General features: G+C 67.8%; 13 protein-coding genes. 2 read left to right on the top strand and 11 right to left on the bottom strand.

The window, feature by feature from the left end:
• Positions 1 to 5: 5 nt before the first annotated feature.
• Positions 6 to 977, top strand: a complete 972-nt coding sequence (locus tag J7500_RS03145; RefSeq protein WP_294059959.1) for a glycosyltransferase — start codon at positions 6 to 8, stop codon at positions 975 to 977.
• Here J7500_RS03145 and J7500_RS03140 read toward each other — a convergent pair.
• From J7500_RS03140 to galU, 3 genes are all read right to left on the bottom strand, one after another.
• A complete protein-coding gene (locus tag J7500_RS03140; protein WP_294059958.1) occupies positions 949 to 2,184 on the bottom strand; it encodes a family 16 glycosylhydrolase in 1,236 nt (411 codons plus the stop codon). The two genes, J7500_RS03145 and J7500_RS03140, sit on opposite strands and share 29 nt — an antisense overlap.
• Positions 2,185 to 2,464: 280 nt before the next feature.
• Positions 2,465 to 3,805: a UDP-glucose/GDP-mannose dehydrogenase family protein gene (locus J7500_RS03135; protein ID WP_294059957.1), complete on the bottom strand. Its 1,341-nt coding sequence runs from the start codon at positions 3,803 to 3,805 to the stop codon at positions 2,465 to 2,467.
• Positions 3,806 to 3,850: 45 nt separating this feature from the next.
• Positions 3,851 to 4,744 carry a UTP--glucose-1-phosphate uridylyltransferase GalU gene (gene galU / locus J7500_RS03130; protein WP_294059956.1) on the bottom strand — a complete coding sequence of 298 codons (894 nt, stop codon included), beginning with the start codon at positions 4,742 to 4,744 and terminating at the stop codon, positions 3,851 to 3,853.
• A 191-nt stretch (positions 4,745 to 4,935) separates the two neighbouring features.
• Between galU and dapF the strand changes: the two genes are divergently transcribed.
• Complete coding sequence (gene dapF, locus J7500_RS03125; protein WP_294059955.1) at positions 4,936 to 5,880, top strand: diaminopimelate epimerase; 945 nt, start codon at positions 4,936 to 4,938, stop codon at positions 5,878 to 5,880.
• A gap of 826 nt (positions 5,881 to 6,706) precedes the next feature.
• Here dapF and J7500_RS03120 read toward each other — a convergent pair.
• The 8 genes from J7500_RS03120 to J7500_RS03085 form a co-directional block, all read right to left on the bottom strand.
• On the bottom strand, positions 6,707 to 8,752 hold the full coding sequence (locus tag J7500_RS03120; protein ID WP_294059954.1) for an ATP-binding protein: 2,046 nt from the start codon (positions 8,750 to 8,752) through the stop codon (positions 6,707 to 6,709).
• A gap of 167 nt (positions 8,753 to 8,919) precedes the next feature.
• Entirely contained in the window at positions 8,920 to 9,939 is a 1,020-nt protein-coding gene (locus J7500_RS03115) for a nitronate monooxygenase (RefSeq protein ID WP_294059953.1), read from the bottom strand.
• Between the two features lie 106 nt (positions 9,940 to 10,045).
• Positions 10,046 to 10,717 carry a glutathione S-transferase family protein gene (locus tag J7500_RS03110; RefSeq protein WP_294059952.1) on the bottom strand — a complete coding sequence of 224 codons (672 nt, stop codon included), beginning with the start codon at positions 10,715 to 10,717 and terminating at the stop codon, positions 10,046 to 10,048.
• A gap of 45 nt (positions 10,718 to 10,762) precedes the next feature.
• Positions 10,763 to 11,182 (bottom strand): hypothetical protein, encoded by a 420-nt coding sequence (locus J7500_RS03105; RefSeq protein WP_294059951.1) that lies wholly within the window; start codon positions 11,180 to 11,182, stop codon positions 10,763 to 10,765.
• A gap of 69 nt (positions 11,183 to 11,251) precedes the next feature.
• A complete protein-coding gene (gltB, locus tag J7500_RS03100; protein ID WP_294059950.1) occupies positions 11,252 to 15,766 on the bottom strand; it encodes a glutamate synthase large subunit in 4,515 nt (1,504 codons plus the stop codon).
• Positions 15,763 to 16,560, bottom strand: coding sequence for a DUF2059 domain-containing protein (locus J7500_RS03095; RefSeq protein WP_294059949.1), 798 nt, complete (start codon positions 16,558 to 16,560; stop codon positions 15,763 to 15,765). The genes gltB and J7500_RS03095 overlap by 4 nt, the downstream gene beginning before the upstream one ends.
• Complete coding sequence (locus J7500_RS03090) at positions 16,557 to 17,102, bottom strand: hypothetical protein (RefSeq protein WP_294059948.1); 546 nt, start codon at positions 17,100 to 17,102, stop codon at positions 16,557 to 16,559. The genes J7500_RS03095 and J7500_RS03090 overlap by 4 nt, the downstream gene beginning before the upstream one ends.
• A complete protein-coding gene (locus J7500_RS03085; protein WP_294059947.1) occupies positions 17,102 to 18,562 on the bottom strand; it encodes an NAD(P)-dependent oxidoreductase in 1,461 nt (486 codons plus the stop codon). Before J7500_RS03085 ends, J7500_RS03090 begins: the two co-directional genes overlap by 1 nt.
• Between the last annotated feature and the right edge of the window lie 117 nt (positions 18,563 to 18,679).

The following is an 18,679-nucleotide window of genomic DNA, read 5'->3' as shown; positions in this document are numbered from 1 at the left end:
CCGCCGTGGCGGTACGGAGCGCGCATGCCGCCGAGACGGTGATCGCCGTCCCCACTTTCCGGCGCCCCGAGCATCTGCGCCGGCTGCTCGAGGCCGTGCGGGGGCTCGACGGGCTCGAACGCGCCGCGCTGCTGGTCGCCGAAAACGATCCGCAGCAACGCCAGGGTGCTGCGATCGCCTGCGCGCTCGCGCCGACGCTGCCGATTCCCGTGGACATAGTGCTCGTGCCGCGTCCGGGGCTGTGCAGCGTCCGCAACGCGATCGTCGCGCATGCGCTGCGCTATCCGGCGATGCAGCGGCTGGCGATGATCGATGACGACGAATGGCCGGAGCCCGGCTGGCTCGCCGAGCTCATCGCCGTGCAGCAGCGCACCGGCGCGGCGGTGGTCGGCGGGCCGGTGGAGCCGGTGTTCGCGGACGGAGAGCCGCGTTGGTGGCGCGAGACTTTAGTCTTCCGCCCCGAGGAACGCCCCGAAGGCCTGGTCGAGATGCTCTATGCGAGCAACAATTTGCTGGTGATGCGCGCCGCGCTCGAACGTGTCGGCGAGCCTTGGTTCGATCCCGCATTCAATCGCAGCGGGGGCGAGGACCTCGATTTCCTCACGCGGCTGCGCGCGCAGGGCTTCGGCTTCGCCTGGGCGCCACGCGCGGCGGTACGCGAATGGGTGGGACCCGAGCGCGCGCGTCGCGGCTGGGTGCTCCGCCGGATGTGGCGGATCGGGATCACCGATACGATGGTCGCGCGGAAGAAAAGGCCTGGCGCGCTCGGCCGCGCGACGCTGGCAGCGCGCTCGCTCGCACTGCTGGGGTTCAGGACCGCGTCGTTGCCGGCGCTCGCTTGGAAGCGCGAGCGCCGGCTCGACATTGCCGGCCAATGGGTCAAGGCGCTCGCGCGCCTCTATGCGCTGGCGGGCGGGAGCGACGCGCTCTACGCCGCTCCCGCTCCGGTCAGTTCTGCCAGGCCCGGAAGCTCTTGACGATCATGTCGCCCGAGCCGTCGTCATAGGCGCTGGTGGTCTTTACCGCGACGTTCATGATCGGGTACCAGCGATGGCCCTTGAACGGGTTGACGCTCTGGTAGACTTCGCGCCCGTCGAGGAACCAGGTGATGTATTCGGGGCCGATGTCCACCGCGTAGCGGTGATAGCCCTGCGTGAGGCCCGACATGCCATAGGCCTGCTCCGCCTGAATGATCACGCCGTTCTGGAAGCTGCGCACGCCGCCGCTGCCGCCGTGGATCGTCGCCGAGATGTGGCGATCGAAATCCCAGTAGCTCTGATAGCCGAAGCCCTCATAGACGTCGATCTCGGGCGGCCAGCCGGAAGTCGAGATCAGCCAGAAAGCCGGCCATGAGCCACGCCGCGACGGCATCTTCGCGACCCACTCATATTGGCCATAGCCGATCTGAGTGGAGGTCGTGTTGTGCCCGCTCAGCACCACCGATCCATAATTATAGGCGGTGCCGTTGTAGGTGATCGGGGAGGCGAGCTTCTGCGTGTGGAACACCAGACCTTCGTCGGTGTAGCGCAGCGGCGCCTCGACGCCGGGGTAGAGCGTCTCGTCCAGATACAGGCCGGTCTCGCCGTTCGCGACCTGGGCGCGGCCGTGCGAGAGTTGGGTCGACCAGGCGTCCGACCAGCCCGTCGGCGACCAGTGCATCGTATCCTTGGTCATCTCGTACTGGAGCGCGCCATAATTGCGGAAGGTCCGCGCGTTGCGGAAGCCGCTGGTCGCAGCGGGCGTCGGCGTCGCACTGGCGTTTGCGGTCACCGTGGCGCTCGCGGTGCCCTGGTTCGCCCCCCAGGGTGCCTCGCGCAGCTTGAGCGAGAATTGCTGGCCGTCGGCAGCCGAAAGGATCGGCACGGCGACGGTCTGGACCAGCGGATCGTTCGGCCGGAAGACGACCACGGCCTCGGTCGCCTTATACTGATAGCCCGAGATCGCCTTGTTGGCATCTGTGCCGTTCACGGTGATCACCCGCGCGATCACCGTGTTCGGCGTCGCATGGTCGAGCTTGACCGGAACATAGGCGACCGAGGCGTCAGGCTGGAAGGTCGCCGCGCCTATCGAGAGCGTCGCTTTCTCCGGTAGCCGCGTGCCGTTCGCGAAGTCATAAGTGGCGAAGCTGTTGGTGGTGCTGGTGGTAGCGGCGGTCGCGGTAGCCAGCGGTCCGAGAACGCCCATTGAAGAGGCGGTCGCGGCGGTGGTGTCGACTTTGACGATGCCCGCCGCCTGCTGGGAAGACGAGTCCGCGCCCGAGCATGCGGCTAGGGCGCAAAGCGACAACGCGCCCGCAAGCGGACGCACAAAAGATATACGCATGGAAAAACACCCCCCGGTGTCACGACGGCCAAAACCTCGGGCCGCCCAAGGGGTAATTTAGGAAGAAAACGGCGCGAAGCTTGTGCTTCGCGCCGTTTTTGCGATGAATTGTTAACCGTTCACCGCAAATCGCGGAACCAAATCACTCAGCCGCTATGGCGAGCTCTTCCGTCGCAGATGTGCCCCGGCCGACGCCGGTATAAGTGAAGCCTGCGGCTTCCACTGCCTCGGGCCGATAGATGTTGCGCAGGTCGACCAGCGCATTGCCCGCCATGCGATTGCGCAGCTGGCCGAGGTCGAGCGCGCGGAACGCGTCCCATTCGGTGACGATCACCAGTGCCGATGCGCCATCGGCGGCTTCATAGGGCGACGTCGCGAATTCGACGCCCGGCAGCAGCGGCCGCGCCGCAGCCATGCCCTCGGGATCGAAAGCGCTCACTTGCGCGCCACCGTCCTCGAGCGCCTGGATGATCGCCAGGCTCGGTGCGTCGCGCATGTCGTCGGTGTTCGGCTTGAAGGTCAGGCCGAGCACGGCGATCTTCTTGCCGCGCACCGATCCGCCGCAGGCCGTCACGATCTTGCGGCCCATCGCGCGCTTGCGCGTATCGTTGACCGCGACCGTGGTCTCGACGATCCGGATCGGCGTTCCCGAATCCTCGGCGGTCTTTACCAGCGCGAGCGTATCCTTGGGGAAGCAGGAGCCGCCATAGCCAGGGCCGGCGTGGAGGAACTTGGAGCCGATCCGGTTGTCGAGACCGATCCCGCGCGCGACCTGCTGCACGTCAGCGCCCACTGCCTCGCACAGGTCCGCGATCTCGTTGATGAAGGTGATCTTGACCGCCAGGAAGGCGTTCGCCGCGTACTTGATCAGCTCGCTCGTTCGCCTTCCGGTGAACAGGATCGGCGAATGGTTGAGGTAAAGCGGGCGATAGACTTCCTCCATCACCGGGCGGGCGCGGTCGTCCTCGATGCCGATGACGATGCGGTCGGGGCGCTTGAAGTCCTGGATCGCCGCGCCCTCGCGCAGGAACTCGGGGTTGGAGGCGACGGCGAAATCGGCCTGCGGGTTGGTCTCGCGGATGATCCGCTCGACATCGTCCCCGGTGCCCACCGGCACCGTCGACTTGGTGACCACCACGGTGAAGCCGCTCAGCGCCGGCGCCATCTCGGCAGCGGCGGCATGAACATAGGAAAGGTCGGCATGGCCGTCGCCGCGGCGCGCGGGGGTACCCACTGCGATGAACACCACTTCAGCCTCGCTCACCGGCTGAGCGAGCTCGGTCGAGAAGGACAGCCGCCCCGCCGCGACGTTGCGCGCGACGAGATCGTCGAGCCCCGGCTCGTAGATCGGGATTTCGCCGGCATTCAGCCGCGCGATCTTGTTCGCGTCCTTGTCGACGCAGACGACCTGATGGCCGAAATCCGCGAAGCAGGCGCCGGACACCAGGCCGACATAGCCCGACCCGATCATGACGATGCGCATGCCGTTACTCCTTTTACTGATGGATGCGTGTTGCAGGTATCGCGATCAGGCCGCGCGGCGCGGAGCCCGGGCGGCGAGCAGTTCGCTGGCGAACAGCTCGACATCCTCGGCCAGGTCCTCGCGGTCGAGCGCGACCGCCAGATTGGCGTGGAGGAAGCCCGCCTTGTCGCCGCAATCATAGCGGACGCCCTGGAAGGTGACGCCGTGAAAAGCCTGGTCGCCGATCATCCGCGCCATCGCGTCGGTGAGCTGGATCTCGCCACCCGCGCCTTTCTCCTGGCCCTCGAGCACGCGCATCACTTCGGGCTGAAGGATGTAGCGGCCGATCACCGACAGGTTGGAAGGGGCAGTGCCCGGTGCCGGCTTCTCGACCAGACCCTTCACTTGCGTGAGCGCGCCGTCGCGCTCGCCCGGCGTGATGATGCCATAGCGATGCGTCTGCTCGTCGGGGACGATCTCGGCGCAGATCAGATTGCCGCCCACCTTCTCATAGGCATCGACCATCTGCTTGAGGCAGCCGGGGCGCCCGCGCATGAAGTCGTCGGCGAGCAGCACCGCGAAGGGCTCGTCGCCCACCACGTCGCGTGCGCACCACACCGCATGGCCCAGGCCCATCGGCTCCTGCTGGCGCACATAAGTGACCGCGCCGGGCTTGAGCCGGGTGCGACCCAGGATGTCGAGCGACTTGCCGCGCCCGCTCATCGTCGTCTCGAGCTCGAAGGCGATGTCGAAATGGTCTTCGATCGCCGCCTTGCCGCGGCCGGTGACGAAGATCATCTGCTCGATGCCGGCCTCGATCGCCTCCTCAACCGCATATTGGATGAGCGGCCGGTCGACCACGGGCAACATTTCCTTGGGGATGGCCTTGGTGGCCGGGAGAAAGCGGGTACCGAGCCCGCCAACGGGAAACACAGCTTTGCGCACACGCTTTGGGGTCATGACTTCACCTCCGTCGCTGCGTTGCAGCATAAGCGCGGGGCGGGGCGGCAGCAATTTCGGCTCGCCGCCCGCCGTGCACCGATGATCCGCATTCTACGGAGCTGGAGCCCTTCCAACGGCAAAGGCGCGCGGCGCGATTCGAGACGCAGGTCGAAGTTGCCGGGGCGGGACGCGGGCCCTAGATGGGCGCCATGCAGCTCGCCTTCGTCAAATGCCACGGCTCCGGGAACGACTTCCCGCTGATCGACGCCCGCAACCTGTCGCTCAGCGATGGCGAATGGGCGGGCGTGGCGCGCGCGCTCGCCGACCGCGAGGGGCCGGTGGGCGGCGACGGCATATTGCTGCTCGTGGCGGGCCGCGGCGACCGTCCCTTCGGGATGCGCATGTTCAATTCGGACGGGTCGGAAGCCGAGACCTGCCTCAACGGGCTGCGCTGCGTCGCCCGCGCCGGGTTCGAGGCTCTCGGGCTCGATGCGGCCGAGGTCCAGCTCCAGACGAGCAGCGCGGACGCCGCGCGCGAGGAACCGCTTGCGCCCGGCGTAGTGACGATCCGCACCACCGTGGGCCCCGCCTCGACCGCCGCCGCCGACGTCGGCCTGCGGACCGAGATCGGCGAATTCATCGACGCAGCTATCCCCGGCCTCCCGAGCGATCGCGCCTTCACCGCCGTCACCATGCCGAATCCGCACCTGGTGACCTTCGTCGACACGGTCGACGAGGCCGAGCTGGTGGCGCTGGGCGACTGGTGCGAGGCAGCGCCCGCGCTGATCCCGGGCCGCGCCAATGTCTCGTTCGTCGAGGTGCGCGGGCCGGATGCGCTGTTCGTGCGCACCTATGAGCGCGGCGTCGGGCTGACCGACAGCTGCGGTAGCGCGATGGCGGCGTCGGTGCTCGCCGCGGCGCTGACCGGGCGCGTGCCCCATGAAGCCGACGTGCGCGTGTTCAACAAGGGCGGGCTGGTGCGCGGCCGGGCCGGCACAGACCGGGTGGTGACGATCAGCGGCAACGCCACCTTCCTCTACGATGCGACGGTGGAAGTCGATCCGGCGACGGCTACCGCGGGCGTCCCGCTGGTCCATGCCCGGCGCGAGGAAGAGGCCCGCGCCTGGGAAGCAGCGGTCGCCGCGCTGGCCTAGCTTGTATCGACATTCATCCCCCTCCTTTCAGGGAGAGGAGCGCGTTACGCTATCGCGCCGCCCCGCGCATCCTGCGCGACCAAAGGTCACACCAGGGTCACACTATCGCGGCGGTTCGAGCGGGGCATGACCATCGGCCGATCCGGCGGCGCGATGCCGGAAGTGGACACGGCGGAAGTGGACAAAGTGGACACCCCAACGCGGGCGGATGCGCGTGCGTACGTGCCTGCGCGCGTGCGTGTGCGTGTGCGCGCGAGACGCCGATTATATTCAGATTGAGAAAGAGCGTTCCCGTTCTGTTTCAGGCCAAATCCTATTTTGCAAGCGGCAAGATTTTGCGCCGGGGGCCAGGTTGTACCGACATTCGTCTCCCCTCCCCAAAAGGGAGGGGGAGCGCGTTAGGCTGAATGTCGATTCGTCCTAGCCGCCACAGGATTCAGTTGCAGGTACGTATCGCGATGCGCGCCAGCTCGTCGTCCTTTTCGGTCAGCGCACACCAAGGCGGCTGCCGGCTCCAGTCGCCGGCGGGCGGGTCTTGGCGCGGCGGAGATGGCGCAGGCGCGTGCGCACGCGCGTTCGAGGCCGGGGTTCGTTCCATGGCGTTCTCCTTTGGCGACCGCTGGAATGGTCGAGCGGCGCCGGTAGCCGGCGACCGGCCGTAACGGGCGCGGGAGATTCGCTCAGGAGCGGTTGGTCTGGGCCCTCCGGCGCGCGGCCGTCGGCAGCCGGGCCCTATGGGCTTCCGGCGCGTGGAATCTGGGCAATCCTGCGCGCGATTCAAGAGGGCAGGCAGGTGAAGCGAGCCTCCGCAGCCGCGGGCCGAACCTCAGCCCTCGAGCGGTAGCGTGAAGCAGATGCGCGCGCCGCCGGCGTGCGCGTGGTCGATCCACATCCGCCCGCCATAGGACTGGACGATCGCGCGCGAGACCGCGAGGCCGAGCCCCAGCCCGTCGCGCTTGGAGGAGGCGAAGGGCGAGAAGATGTCCCCCAGCTCGGGCGCGATGCCGGGGCCGTTGTCGTCGATCGCGAAGGTGACGGCGTCGGAGGTCTTGGCGGTGGTCGACACGGTGACGCGCGGTTCGGCGGCCAGCGCGGCGGCCTCGCAGGCATTGCGAAGCAGGTTGAGCAGCACCTGCTGCACCTGGATCTTGTCCGCGGCGACGCGCGGGGCGGCGACGTCGAGCCGCTGCGCGATCTCGCCCTTCCATCCCGGCGCGGCGAGCCACGCGAGCGCGATCGCATCCTCGACGATGTCGAGCACGGGGGCGCTGTCGGTCGAATCGGTCCGGTCCGAAACCATGTCGCGGACGCGCTGGACGATGTTGCGGGTGAAGCCGATGTGCCGCTCGGCCTCCTCCAGCCGCTCGACGACCAGCCCGGCGTCGCCCGGGGCCTGGCGCACCGCCAGCGCGTGCGCCGCGGCGACATAGTTGGACGCCGCGGTGAGCGGCTGCGAGAGCTCGTGCGCCACGGTCGCGCCCATCAGGTTCACGGCCTCGACGCGCGCGATCTGGGCGACTTCGTCGCGCAGCCGCTCGTGGAGCTTCTCCGCGGTGATGTCCTGCTCGGTGGCGAACAGGCGCTCGACGGTCCCTTCGGCACCGCGCACCGCGGTGATGCGGATACGATGACAGGCTTCGTCGCCATCGGCGCGCTGCACCATCACTTCGCACTGCTGCGGCTCGCCGGTCGCCCGCGCCGCGTCGATCGCGCGCGCCAGTTCCTCGCGGCTGTCGGGTTCGAGGCAGGCCAGCACCTGGTCGCGCTGCTGCACGTCATCGGCGACGTCGCGTCCATAAAGCTGGCAAAGCTGGTCGGACCAGAAGAAGCGCTCGGTCTTCAGATCATATTCCCAGTCGCCGATCCGCCCCAGACGCTGCGCTTCGCGCAATCGGTCGTTCGACTCGCCGAGCGCCTGCACGCCCCGGTCGCGTCGTTTCAGGCCCCAGGTGAGCGCCGCGGAAAACGCGATCACCGTCGCGGCGAGCAGCGCGAGCGCCGCCCAATGCCAGTGTCTGCGGCCGGTCAGGCCGCGCAGCGCATCGTCATATCCCAGCCCCACCGTCACGAACACGCCGTAGCGGGCAATCCGGCGATGGCTGAAATAGCGCCGGATCCCGTCGATCGAGCTCGGCCCGAGGTAGGTCCCGTTCGGATCGGTGGCCTGATGCTCCATCACCAGCCGGCCGCGCAGGTCCTCGCCCCACGAGACGCGCGAGCCGGTGCGCCGGGCCAGCGTGATCCCGTCGGCGCGGATCACCGAGATCATGTCGAGCGGGCGCAGCTGCGCGCCATGGTTGAAGTCGGTGAACGCCTCGACCGGGATCATCAGCGAGACCATGCCCGCGAAGCTGCCGTCGCGCGCGCGGATCGGATGGCTGAGCGGGATCACCGTATGCCCCTTGCCGCGCAGCGCCAGCGGGCGATCCACGAGCAGCGACGCACCGGGCGGGGCATCGCGTACCGCCTGGAACGCCGGATAGCGCGCGATATTGCGCGTCACTGCGTCGGGGAAGCTGGTCCAGTGGATGTTGCCCCGGGCATCGGCGATGCTGATCCCGGTGAAAAGCGGATTGGCCGCGAGCGGATCGTCGATGCGCTGGAGCAGCGGCTGCGAATCCAGGTTCTGGCCGTAGCGCAGCGTGAGATGCTCGGCGGCGACTTCGGCAGCCTCGAAGGTGCGCGTGACGAACTGCTCGAAGGCGATCGCGCGGTTCTGGTTCTCGCGTATCGCCGCTTCCTCGGCGCGCAGCCGCTCGGCGCGGAGCTGCAGCGTGCTCGCGACCGCGAGCGCCGCCAGCAGCAACAGGCTGCCGGTCCAGACGAGCAGGATGAGCGGACGGCTCGCCAGGGACAGGTCACGGAAGCGCATCGGCGGGTTCGGCTGTTCCTGGTCAAGCGGGAGAACGGCGTCCCCATCCCCCACGGAGAGGCCCGATCATGCGCGAGCGTAGCGCGTTCCCGCCTGGGCGGAAATATTCGGATTCTGCGTAGGCTAACCGTCAGGAATAGCTAACAATCTGGGCCAGCGCCGGCCGCTTATGCGGCGCGCTTCTCCAGCGCATGGGCGGCCTCGGCCATCAGCGCGGCGATGATGTCGGTCACCGGCTCTTCCTTGCTGACCATGCCCACCGACTGGCCGGCCATAACCGATCCATGCTCGACATCGCCTTCGATCACTGCGCGGCGCAGCGCCCCGGCCCAATAATGCTCGATCTGGAGCTGGGCTTCGGCCATCTCGACCTTGCCCTCGTCGAGCGCCTGCGCGACTTCGCGCTGCTTGGCGGTGAACAGCTCGCCGCCCGCATTCTTGAGCGCACGCACGGGGATGACCGGAAGCCGCGGATCGATCTGGACGCTGGCGATGGCGTCGCGGGCCGAGGCGCGGATGAAAGCCTTCTTGAAATTGGCGTGGGCGATGCTCTCTGTCGCGCAGACGAAGCGCGTGCCGAGCTGGACGCCCGCGGCACCCATGTCGAGATAGCCCGCGATCGCCTCGCCGCGGCCGATGCCGCCGGCGACGAAGACCGGAACCTGGCTTGCGACTTCGGGCAGGATTTCCTGCGCGAGCACGCTGGTCGAGACCGGACCGATATGGCCGCCGGCCTCCATGCCCTCGACCACCAGCGCGTCGACGCCCGAGCGGATCAGCTTCTTGGCCAGGCTGAGCGCCGGGGCGAAGCAGATCAGCTTGGCGCCATTGCCCTTGATCGCATCGAGCGACCCCGCCGGCGGCAGACCGCCGGCGAGCACGACATGGCCGACGCCATGCCTGGCGCAGACCTCGATCAGCTCGAAAAGCTGGGGGTGCATGGTGATCAGGTTGACGCCGAAGGGCTTGTCCGTCAGCGCCTTGGTACCCGCGATCTCCTTGTCGAGCAGCTCGGGGCTCATCGCGCCGCAGGCGATCACGCCGAAGCCGCCGGCATTGGAGATGGCAGCGACGAGGTTGCGTTCGGAAACCCAGGACATGGCGCCGCCGAGGATCGCGACCTGCGAGCCCAGGAATTCGCACCCGCGCGCCATGCGCCGTGCCAGGCGTTCTTCGCCGATCGTCATGCTGGTTCCTTCATAAAAGTCGCGCGGCTTTAGACCGGGGTCCGGCAGAGGGCAACGCTGCCCGCCTCACCCCAGTGTTCCTGCGTTCGCAGGAGCGCGGGACGCCCTACAGGTCGAGCTTGTCATAGTCCGCGGGGGGCGGGATGCCTTCCATCCGCTCGGCGAGCAGCGGGCGGAAGCTCGGGCGGCTCTTCATCCGCAGATACCAGCCCTTGGCCTCCTCATGCCCCTTCCAGTCGATCCCGCCGAGATAGTCGGCGATCGAGATCTGCGCGGCGGCCGCCAGATCGGCGAGGCTCATCGTCGACCCCGCCAGCCAGGTGCGGTGGTCGAGCAGATAGTCGATATAGTCGAGGTGCGAGACCGCTGCCTTCATCGCAGAGCGCAGCACCTGGCCGTCGGGCGACTGCTTGTAGACGATGCGCTTGAGCATCCGCTCCTGGAGCAGCGGCGCGGTGATCTCGCCGAAGAAGTGATTGTCGAACCACAGCACCAGCCGGCGGATCTCGGCGCGGTCGGTGGCGGTGCCGTTTAGCATCGCGTTCTTGGAGACGGTCTCCTCGAAGAACTCGCAGATCACCGAGGAGTCGATCAGCGTGACGCCGCGCTCGGTGTCTACCATCACCGGCACCTGGCCGGTGGGATTCAAGTCGAGGAATTCGTCGCGCCGCTGCCACGGAAGTTCGCGCACCGGCTCATAGCCGATGCCTTTCTCGCCCAGCAGCAGCCGGACCTTCCGCGAAAAGGGACACAAAGGAAATTGATAGAGCTGCCACATGCAGCCCGTATCTAGCGGAGACGCGGTGCGCGTCCAGCCGATGCGTCAATTATCGTCGCTATACGCCTGGACTGCGTCGGCGAGCGGGGCCAGCGCGCCCTTGAGCCGCTCGGCGGTGCGCGCCAGCTCCGAGCTCATCGCCAGCGCATCGCCGGAAACCGCGCCCGCAGTGGCGACCGCGCGGCGCGTGCCGTCGCGGAGCTTCTCCTCGAAGTGCGGGTCCTTGCGCCGCTCCAAGTCGCGCAGCGTGTCCGAAGGCCGGATGTCGTCGCGCGGATCGGTGTAGTGCGCGAGCGGGCCGACGCGGGTGTCGAGCAGGATCTCGGCGATCGAGTTGACCGCCATGGCGACGCCTTCCTGCACCATCGGGTCCTGCAAGCTGCGCGCCGCGTCCTCCGTCCGCGACTGGGCGGCGGCAGGAAGCGCGATCGCGCACAGGATGGCAGCAGCGGGAACGAGACGCATGACATTCTCCCGAGTCGTCAGGATGTCATCCTACATGCATTCCAGCAGCTTAGCACGAGCTGAACGACGTCACTCCGCCGCAACCGCCTCCGCCGCATCGTCGAGCGCATAAGGCAGACGCGACAGCATCTCCTTCGGCACGACCTGCCAGAAGCTGCCGACTGCCCGGTCCCAGTCCTCGAGCAGCCCGCGCGACCATTTGCTGTCGGTCGCCTCGGCATGCGCCTCGATCAGGCCGCGCAGCTTGGCTTCCCAGTGCTGCGAGGCGAGCCGCTGCCACACGATGCTCTCGGGATTGGCGCGGCGCTCGAAGCTGCCGTCCTCGTCATAGACGAACGCCATGCCGCCGGTCATGCCCGCGCCGAAGTTCATGCCCACGCTGCCCAGCACCACCGCGGTGCCGCCGGTCATATATTCGCAGCCATTGGCGCCGCAGCCCTCGACCACCACTTCGGCGCCCGAGTTGCGCACCGCGAAGCGCTCGCCCGCCTGGCCTGCGGCGAACAGCCGGCCCGAGGTCGCGCCATAGAGCACGGTGTTGCCGACGATGGTGTTCTTCCAGCTCTCGATCGGCGAGCTCACCATCGGCCGGACGATGATCGTGCCGCCCGACAGGCCCTTGCCGACATAGTCGTTGGCGTCGCCGAACACTTCGAGCGTGATGCCCTTGCACAGGAAGGCCCCGAGCGACTGGCCGGCCGAGCCGCGCAGCCGGACATGGACGTGCCCGTCGGACAGCGTCGACATGCCGAACTTGCGGGTAACCTCGCTCGACAGCCGCGTGCCCACCGCGCGGTGCGTGTTGCGCACCGTATAGGTGAGCTGCATCTTCTCGCCGCGCGAGAAGACCGGGGCCGCATCCTTGACCATCTGCGCGTCGAGGCTGTCGGGCACTTCGTTGCGGAAGGTGGCGAGGCTGAAGCGGCGCTCGGCGTCGGTCGCGTCGACCTTGGCGAGCACCGGGTTCAAGTCGAGATCGTCGAGATGCTCGGCGCCGCGGCTGACCTGGCGGAGCAGCTCGGTGCGGCCGATCACTTCGTCGAGGCTCGAGAAGCCCAGCTTGGCCAGGATCTCGCGCACTTCCTCGGCGATGAAGGTCATCAGGTTGATGACCTTCTCGGGCGTGCCGACGAACTTGGCGCGCAGCTTCTCGTCCTGGGTGCACACGCCCACCGGGCAGGTGTTCGAGTGGCACTGGCGCACCATGATGCAGCCCATCGCCACCAGGCTCAGCGTGCCGATGCCGAATTCCTCGGCGCCGAGGATCGCCGCGATCACGATGTCGCGCCCGGTCTTGAGCCCGCCGTCGGTGCGCAGCCGGACGCGGCCGCGCAGGCCATTGAGCGTCAGCGTCTGGTTGACTTCGGACAGCCCCATTTCCCAGGGCGTGCCGGCGTACTTCACCGAGGTGACCGGCGAGGCGCCGGTGCCGCCGACATGGCCGGCGACCAAGATCACGTCGGCATGCGCCTTGGCGACGCCCGCCGCGACCGTGCCGATCCCCGCCGAGCTGACCAGCTTGACGCACACCCGCGCGCGCGGGTTGATCTGCTTCAGGTCGTAGATGAGCTGCGCGAGATCCTCGATCGAATAGATGTCGTGGTGCGGCGGCGGGCTGATCAGCGTCACGCCCGGCGTCGCATGGCGCAGCTTGGCGATGAACTCGGTGACCTTGAAGCCGGGCAGCTGGCCGCCTTCGCCGGGCTTGGCGCCCTGGGCGACCTTGATCTCGATCTCGTCGCAGGCGTTGAGATACTCGGCAGTGACGCCGAAGCGGCCCGACGCGATCTGCTTGATCACCGAATTGGCGTTGTCGCCATTCTCATAGGGCTGGTAGCGCGCCGAATCCTCGCCGCCTTCGCCCGACACGGCCTTGGCGCCGATCCGGTTCATCGCGATCGCCAGCGTCTCGTGCGCCTCGGGGCTGAGCGCGCCCAAGGACATGCCCGGCGTCACGAAGCGCTTGCGGATCTCGGTGATCGCCTCGACCTGGTCGATGGCGATGCCCTCGGTCGGGAAGTTGAACTCGAGCAGGTCGCGCAGATAGACCGGCGGCATGTCGCGCACGCCGCGCGAGAAGGCGAGATAGCTCGAATAGCTGTCGGTCGAGACCGCGGTCTGCAGCAGGTGCATCAGCTGCGCCGAATAGGCATGCGTCTCGCCGCCGAAGCGCTGCTTGTAGAAGCCGCCGATCGGCAGCGTCGCGACGCCGCGGTCATAGGCCGCCTCGTGCCGCAGCTTGGCCGACAGATGGAGCGAGGCATAGCCCTCGCCCGAGATCTTGGCGGGCATTCCGGGGAACAGGTCGTTGACCAACGCGCGGCTGAGCCCCACCGCCTCGAAGTTGTAGCCGCCGCGGTACGACGAGATCACCGCGATGCCCATCTTCGAGAGGATCTTGAGCAGGCCCTCGTCGATCGCCTTGCGGTGGTTCTTGAGGCACTGCTCGAGGCTGAGGTCGCCGAACAGGCCACGGGCCTGGCGATCGGCGATCGAGGCCTCGGCCAGATAGGCGTTCACCGTCGTCGCGCCGACTCCGATCAGCACGGCGTAGTAATGCGTGTCGAGGCACTCGGCGGTGCGGACGTTGACGCTCGCGTAGGAGCGCAGGCCGCGGCGGACGAGGTGCGTGTGCACCGCCGCGGCTGCGAGCACGCCGGCGATCGCCACCTTGTCGGGTCCGATATGCTCGTCGGTCAGGAACAGCTCGGTGCAGCCGGCGCGGACGGCCTGCTCGGCCTCGTAGCGGATGCGCGTGATCGCGGCGCGCAGCGCGTCGGGACCTTCGTTCGCCGGGAAGGTGCAGTCGATCTCGGCCGCCTGGCTGCCGAAATGCGCGCGCAGGCGATGCCAGTCGGCATTGGTCAGCACCGGGCTCTCGAGCACCAGCACCCGGCCCTGCGTGCCGTCGGTGTCGAGGATGTTGGCAAGGTTGCCGAAGCGCGTCTTGAGCGACATCACGTGGCGCTCGCGCAGCGGATCGATCGGCGGGTTGGTGACCTGGCTGAAGTTCTGGCGGAAGAACTGGCTGATCAGCCGCGGCTTGTCCGAGATCACGGCGAGCGGCGTGTCGTCGCCCATCGATCCGATCGCTTCCTTGGCGGTCTCGACCATCGGCGCCAGGACCATCTCCATGTCCTCGAGCGTCTGGCCGGCCGCGACCTGGCGGCGGGTGAGCTCGGCGCGGTCGTAATAGGCCGCCTCGGGCGCGGCGGGCAGCTCGTCCTTGGTCATGAACTCGCCGATCATCGCGGCATAGTCCGCTTCGCCGGCGATCTGGTCCTTGATCTCGGCGTCGGTGAACAGCCGGCCTTCCTGCAGGTCGACTGCGATCATCTGGCCCGGCCCGAGCCGGCCCTTGGCGATCACGGTCGATTCGGAGACGGGCACCATGCCCGCTTCGGAGCCGACGATCAGCAGCCCGTCCGAGGTCTGGGTATAGCGCAGCGGGCGCAGCGCGTTGCGGTCCATGCCCGCCACTGCCCAGCGGCCGTCGGTCATCGCCAGCGCCGCGGGGCCGTCCCACGGCTCCATCACCGAGGCGAGATACTGGTACATCGCCAGATGCGATTCGGGCGTGTCCTCGGGCTGCCATGCCTCCGGCACCAGCATCAGCTTGGCGGTCGGCGCGTCGCGGCCCGAGCGGCAGATCGCCTCGAACACCGCGTCGAGCGCGGCTGTGTCCGATGCGCCCGCCGGGATCACCGGCTTGATGTCTTCCGAGCGTTCGCCGAACGCGATGCTCGCCATCTTGATCTCGTGGCTGAGCATCCAGTTCTTGTTGCCGCGGATCGTGTTGATCTCGCCGTTGTGCGCCAGGCAGCGGAACGGCTGTGCCAGCCACCATTGCGGGAAGGTGTTGGTCGAATAGCGCTGGTGGAAGATCGCGACGCGGCTGGTGAAGCGCTCGTCCTTGAGGTCCGGGTAGAACTCGGACAGGCTCTCGGCGAGGAACAGCCCCTTGTAGACGATCGAGCGCGTCGACAGCGAGCAGATGTAGAAGCCGCTGATCTGCGCTGCGATCACGCGCTTCTCGATCCGGCGGCGGATCAGATAGAGGTTCTTCTCGAACTCGGCGGCATCCACGTCGCCGGGCATCGGCCCCGCGATCATGATCTGCTCGATCTCGGGGCGCGTCGCCTGCGCCTTCATTCCGATCACCGAGACGTCGACCGGCACCTGGCGCCAGCCATAGATGGTGTAGCCCGATTCGATGATCTCGCTCTCGACGATCGTGCGGCAGGTCTCCTGCGCGGCAAGGTCGGTGCGCGGCAGGAAGATCATGCCCACGGCCAAGCGGTTGGGGAGCACGCGGTGGCCGCCCGCGGCGATCGCGTCGTCGAAGAAGCGCACCGGCAGGTCGACATGGATGCCCGCGCCGTCGCCGGTCTTGCCGTCGGCATCGACGGCGCCGCGGTGCCACACTGCCTTGAGCGCATCGATCGCCGACTGGACGACGCGGCGCGAAGCCTGGCCGTCGGTCGCGGCGACGAGGCCCACGCCACAGGCGTCACCCTCGAATTCGGGGCGGTACATGCCCTCGCGGGCAAGGCGTTCGCGTTCGGACGGGGAAACCAGGTTCATTGCTTCTTCTCCGCCAATCGGCGTTCCATCAAGGCGGCGATCGCTACTTCGATCTTCCGCTGGGTTTGGGGATCGATGTTGTTCCCCCAGTTCGCAGTCATCTCGGCGATTTCGGCGTTCGCGCGATTGAACTTGGCCATGTCGACCCGGGATGCGAATTGGATCAGTGCGGCCTGGTCTTCGCTGGTGAGCACACTCACGGCCGTGCGCGCGCTCGAAGCGATGTCGGCGCGGACGTCGCCCGCCGTCAGATCCTCTTGGCCGAGCGACGCGATCTGCTTCGTCAACGAGACCTTGAAATCGGCATGCTCCGTCAAGGCGTTCCGCAGCCGCGTACCCGCCGGCGACGCATAGAAGGCCAGCGTCGTGCGAAGATCGTCCGCGGTCAGCCACTTCGCATAGATAATGCTGGTGGTCTGCTGATATTCCGGCATCTTCGCAGACAAGGTCTCCAGGATGATCGGAGTCATCACCGACACGAACTCGGCCGACGCGCCCGGCGATCGCTTTTCGAGCTCGCGAAACAGGGGGTCCTGCGCCAGCGCCGGCTGAAGCGTCTCCTTCAGCATCCGGTCGACCATTGCGCGAGTCGCTGCCTCGCTGTTGATCAGCTGTGTGAGCTTGAGCGCAAGCTCGCGGCTCTCCGCTGTCGCCGTCAGCGGCGTCGGATCCGCGGTCGCGTGAGCGACTGCGACGGGGGGAGGCGGCGCCGGTATCGCCTGGGCAAGCGCCGGCACGGCGCCAGCGGCGCTCGCCAGCGCCGCGACCACGAGCAATTTCTTCACGCGCGTCATTCGGTCTTCACCCCGGCGCTGTCGAGCGCGGTGGCGGCCGCCTCGTCGCAGGCGAGCAGCCCGTCCATCACTTCGGTCGGCGCCGCATCCATCACCTTGCGAGTTGCGTCGAGGAAGCGCTGGAGCGGATAGCGCTTCATCAGCGCCGCCATCTCTGCCTTGTCGCCCGATGCGGCCATCGCCTTGTGATCGGGGCCCGAATAAAAGGCAGTGAGCTGGTCGAGCTCGGCGTCGCTGAGCGTGTCGGCGGCGCGGCGAACCGCATTGACGGCATAATTGCGCGAGAAATCCCCCGCGCACTTGCGCCGCGTCGCGATCACGCCGCGGATCGCGGCTTCCTTGTCGCGGTTGGTTGCGATCAGCCCGGCGATCACGCCTTCCTGGAAGTCGGGCTCGACTTCCTGCTCGCCCTTGCTGCTCGGCGGCAGCGCGGCAAGGAAGCGATCGACATGCGCGGCATGGTCGGGCGCCGCCGCGGTCTGCGCAGCAAGCGGCGCGGCCAGCGTGCCGGCGACCAGCAGCAGGGGAATGGCGCCGCGCATCACGCCGCCACCGGCTCCGAAGCCGGTGTCGCTGCCTTGGCGTGCGTCTTCATCCAGCCGTGCATGTGCGCCGCCACGTCGCGGCCGTCGCGGATCGCCCAGACGACGAGGCTCGCGCCGCGGACGATGTCGCCGGCGGCGAACACGCCGTCGAGGCTGGTCATCATCGACTTGCCGTCGGTGCGCAGCGTGCCCCAGCGCGTGACACCGAGCCCTTCGGCGCCGAACATCTTCGGCAGCTCCTCGGGCTCGAAGCCGAGCGCCTTGATCACCAGGTCGGCATCGAGCCGGAATTCGCTGCCGGGATCGAGCTCGGGGCTGCGACGGCCCGAAGCGTCGGGCGCGCCGAGGCGCATCCGCGACGCGCGCACGCCGGTCACCTGATCGCCGCTGCCGTCGAAGGCCTCGGGCGCGGAGAGCCAGACGAACTCGACGCCTTCCTCCTCGGCATTGGCGACTTCGCGCTGCGAGCCCGGCATGTTGGCGCGGTCACGGCGATAGAGGCACTTCACCGATGCCGCGCCCTGGCGGATCGCCGTGCGCACGCAGTCCATCGCGGTGTCGCCGCCGCCGACGACCACGACATGCTTGCCTTCGGCATTGAGGCTGCCGTCGTCATAGGCCGGCACAATGTCGCCGAAATTCTTGCGGTTGGAGGCGGTCAGATAGTCGAGTGCCTCGACCACCCCTTTGGCGCCGACGCCTGGGGCCTTGATCTGGCGCGCCTTGTAGACGCCGGTGGCGATCAGGATCGAATCGTGGCGCACGCGCAATTCTTCGAGCGTCGCGTCGCGGCCGACTTCGAAATTGAGATGGAAGATGATGCCGCCCTGCTCGAGCCGCTCGATGCGCCGCATGACGACGTGCTTCTCGAGCTTGAAGCCCGGGATGCCATAGGTGAGCAGGCCCCCGGCGCGGTCGTGCCGGTCATAGACATGCACGTCATAGCCGTATTCGCGCAGATATTCGGCGGCCGCGAGGCCCGCGGGCCCCGCGCCGATCACGCCGACCGACTGGCCGCGGGCAGGACCGACGCGCACCGGCTCGACCCAGCCTTCCTCCCAGGCGGTGTCGGTAATGAACTTCTCGACCGAGCCGATCGTCACCGCGCCGTGCCCGGAGAATTCGATCACGCAATTGCCTTCGCACAGCCGATCCTGCGGGCAGATCCGGCCGCAGATCTCGGGCATGGTCGAAGTGCTGTTCGACAGCGCATAGGCTTCGCGCAGCCGGCCCTCCGCGGTCAGGCGCAGCCAGTCCGGGATGTGGTTGTGCAGCGGGCAGTGCACCGAGCAATAGGGCACGCCGCATTGCGAGCAGCGGCCCGCTTGCGCCTCTGCCTCGGGCACGGCGTAGCGGTCCGCGATCTCGCGGAAATCCTCGGCGCGCAGGTCCGCAGGGCGCTTGGCCGGATAGGCCTGGCCGCGGTTCACGAATTTGAGCATCGCATCGTCCGACATGCCGGCGCGCCTACAGCAACGCATAGGCGGAGTCACGCGAAAAGCAGCTGTTATGTCAGCTATGCTGACCTATATTTCTGCAACCTTGTTTCAATCCGGCAAAAATCGGCAGGATCA

The sequence above is a fragment of the Sphingomonas sp. genome (assembly GCF_017744835.1).
GTDB lineage: Bacteria > Pseudomonadota > Alphaproteobacteria > Sphingomonadales > Sphingomonadaceae > Sphingomonas.
The sequence above is the reverse complement of the archived record's forward strand: the minus strand, read 5'-3'. Positions and strand labels throughout refer to the sequence as shown.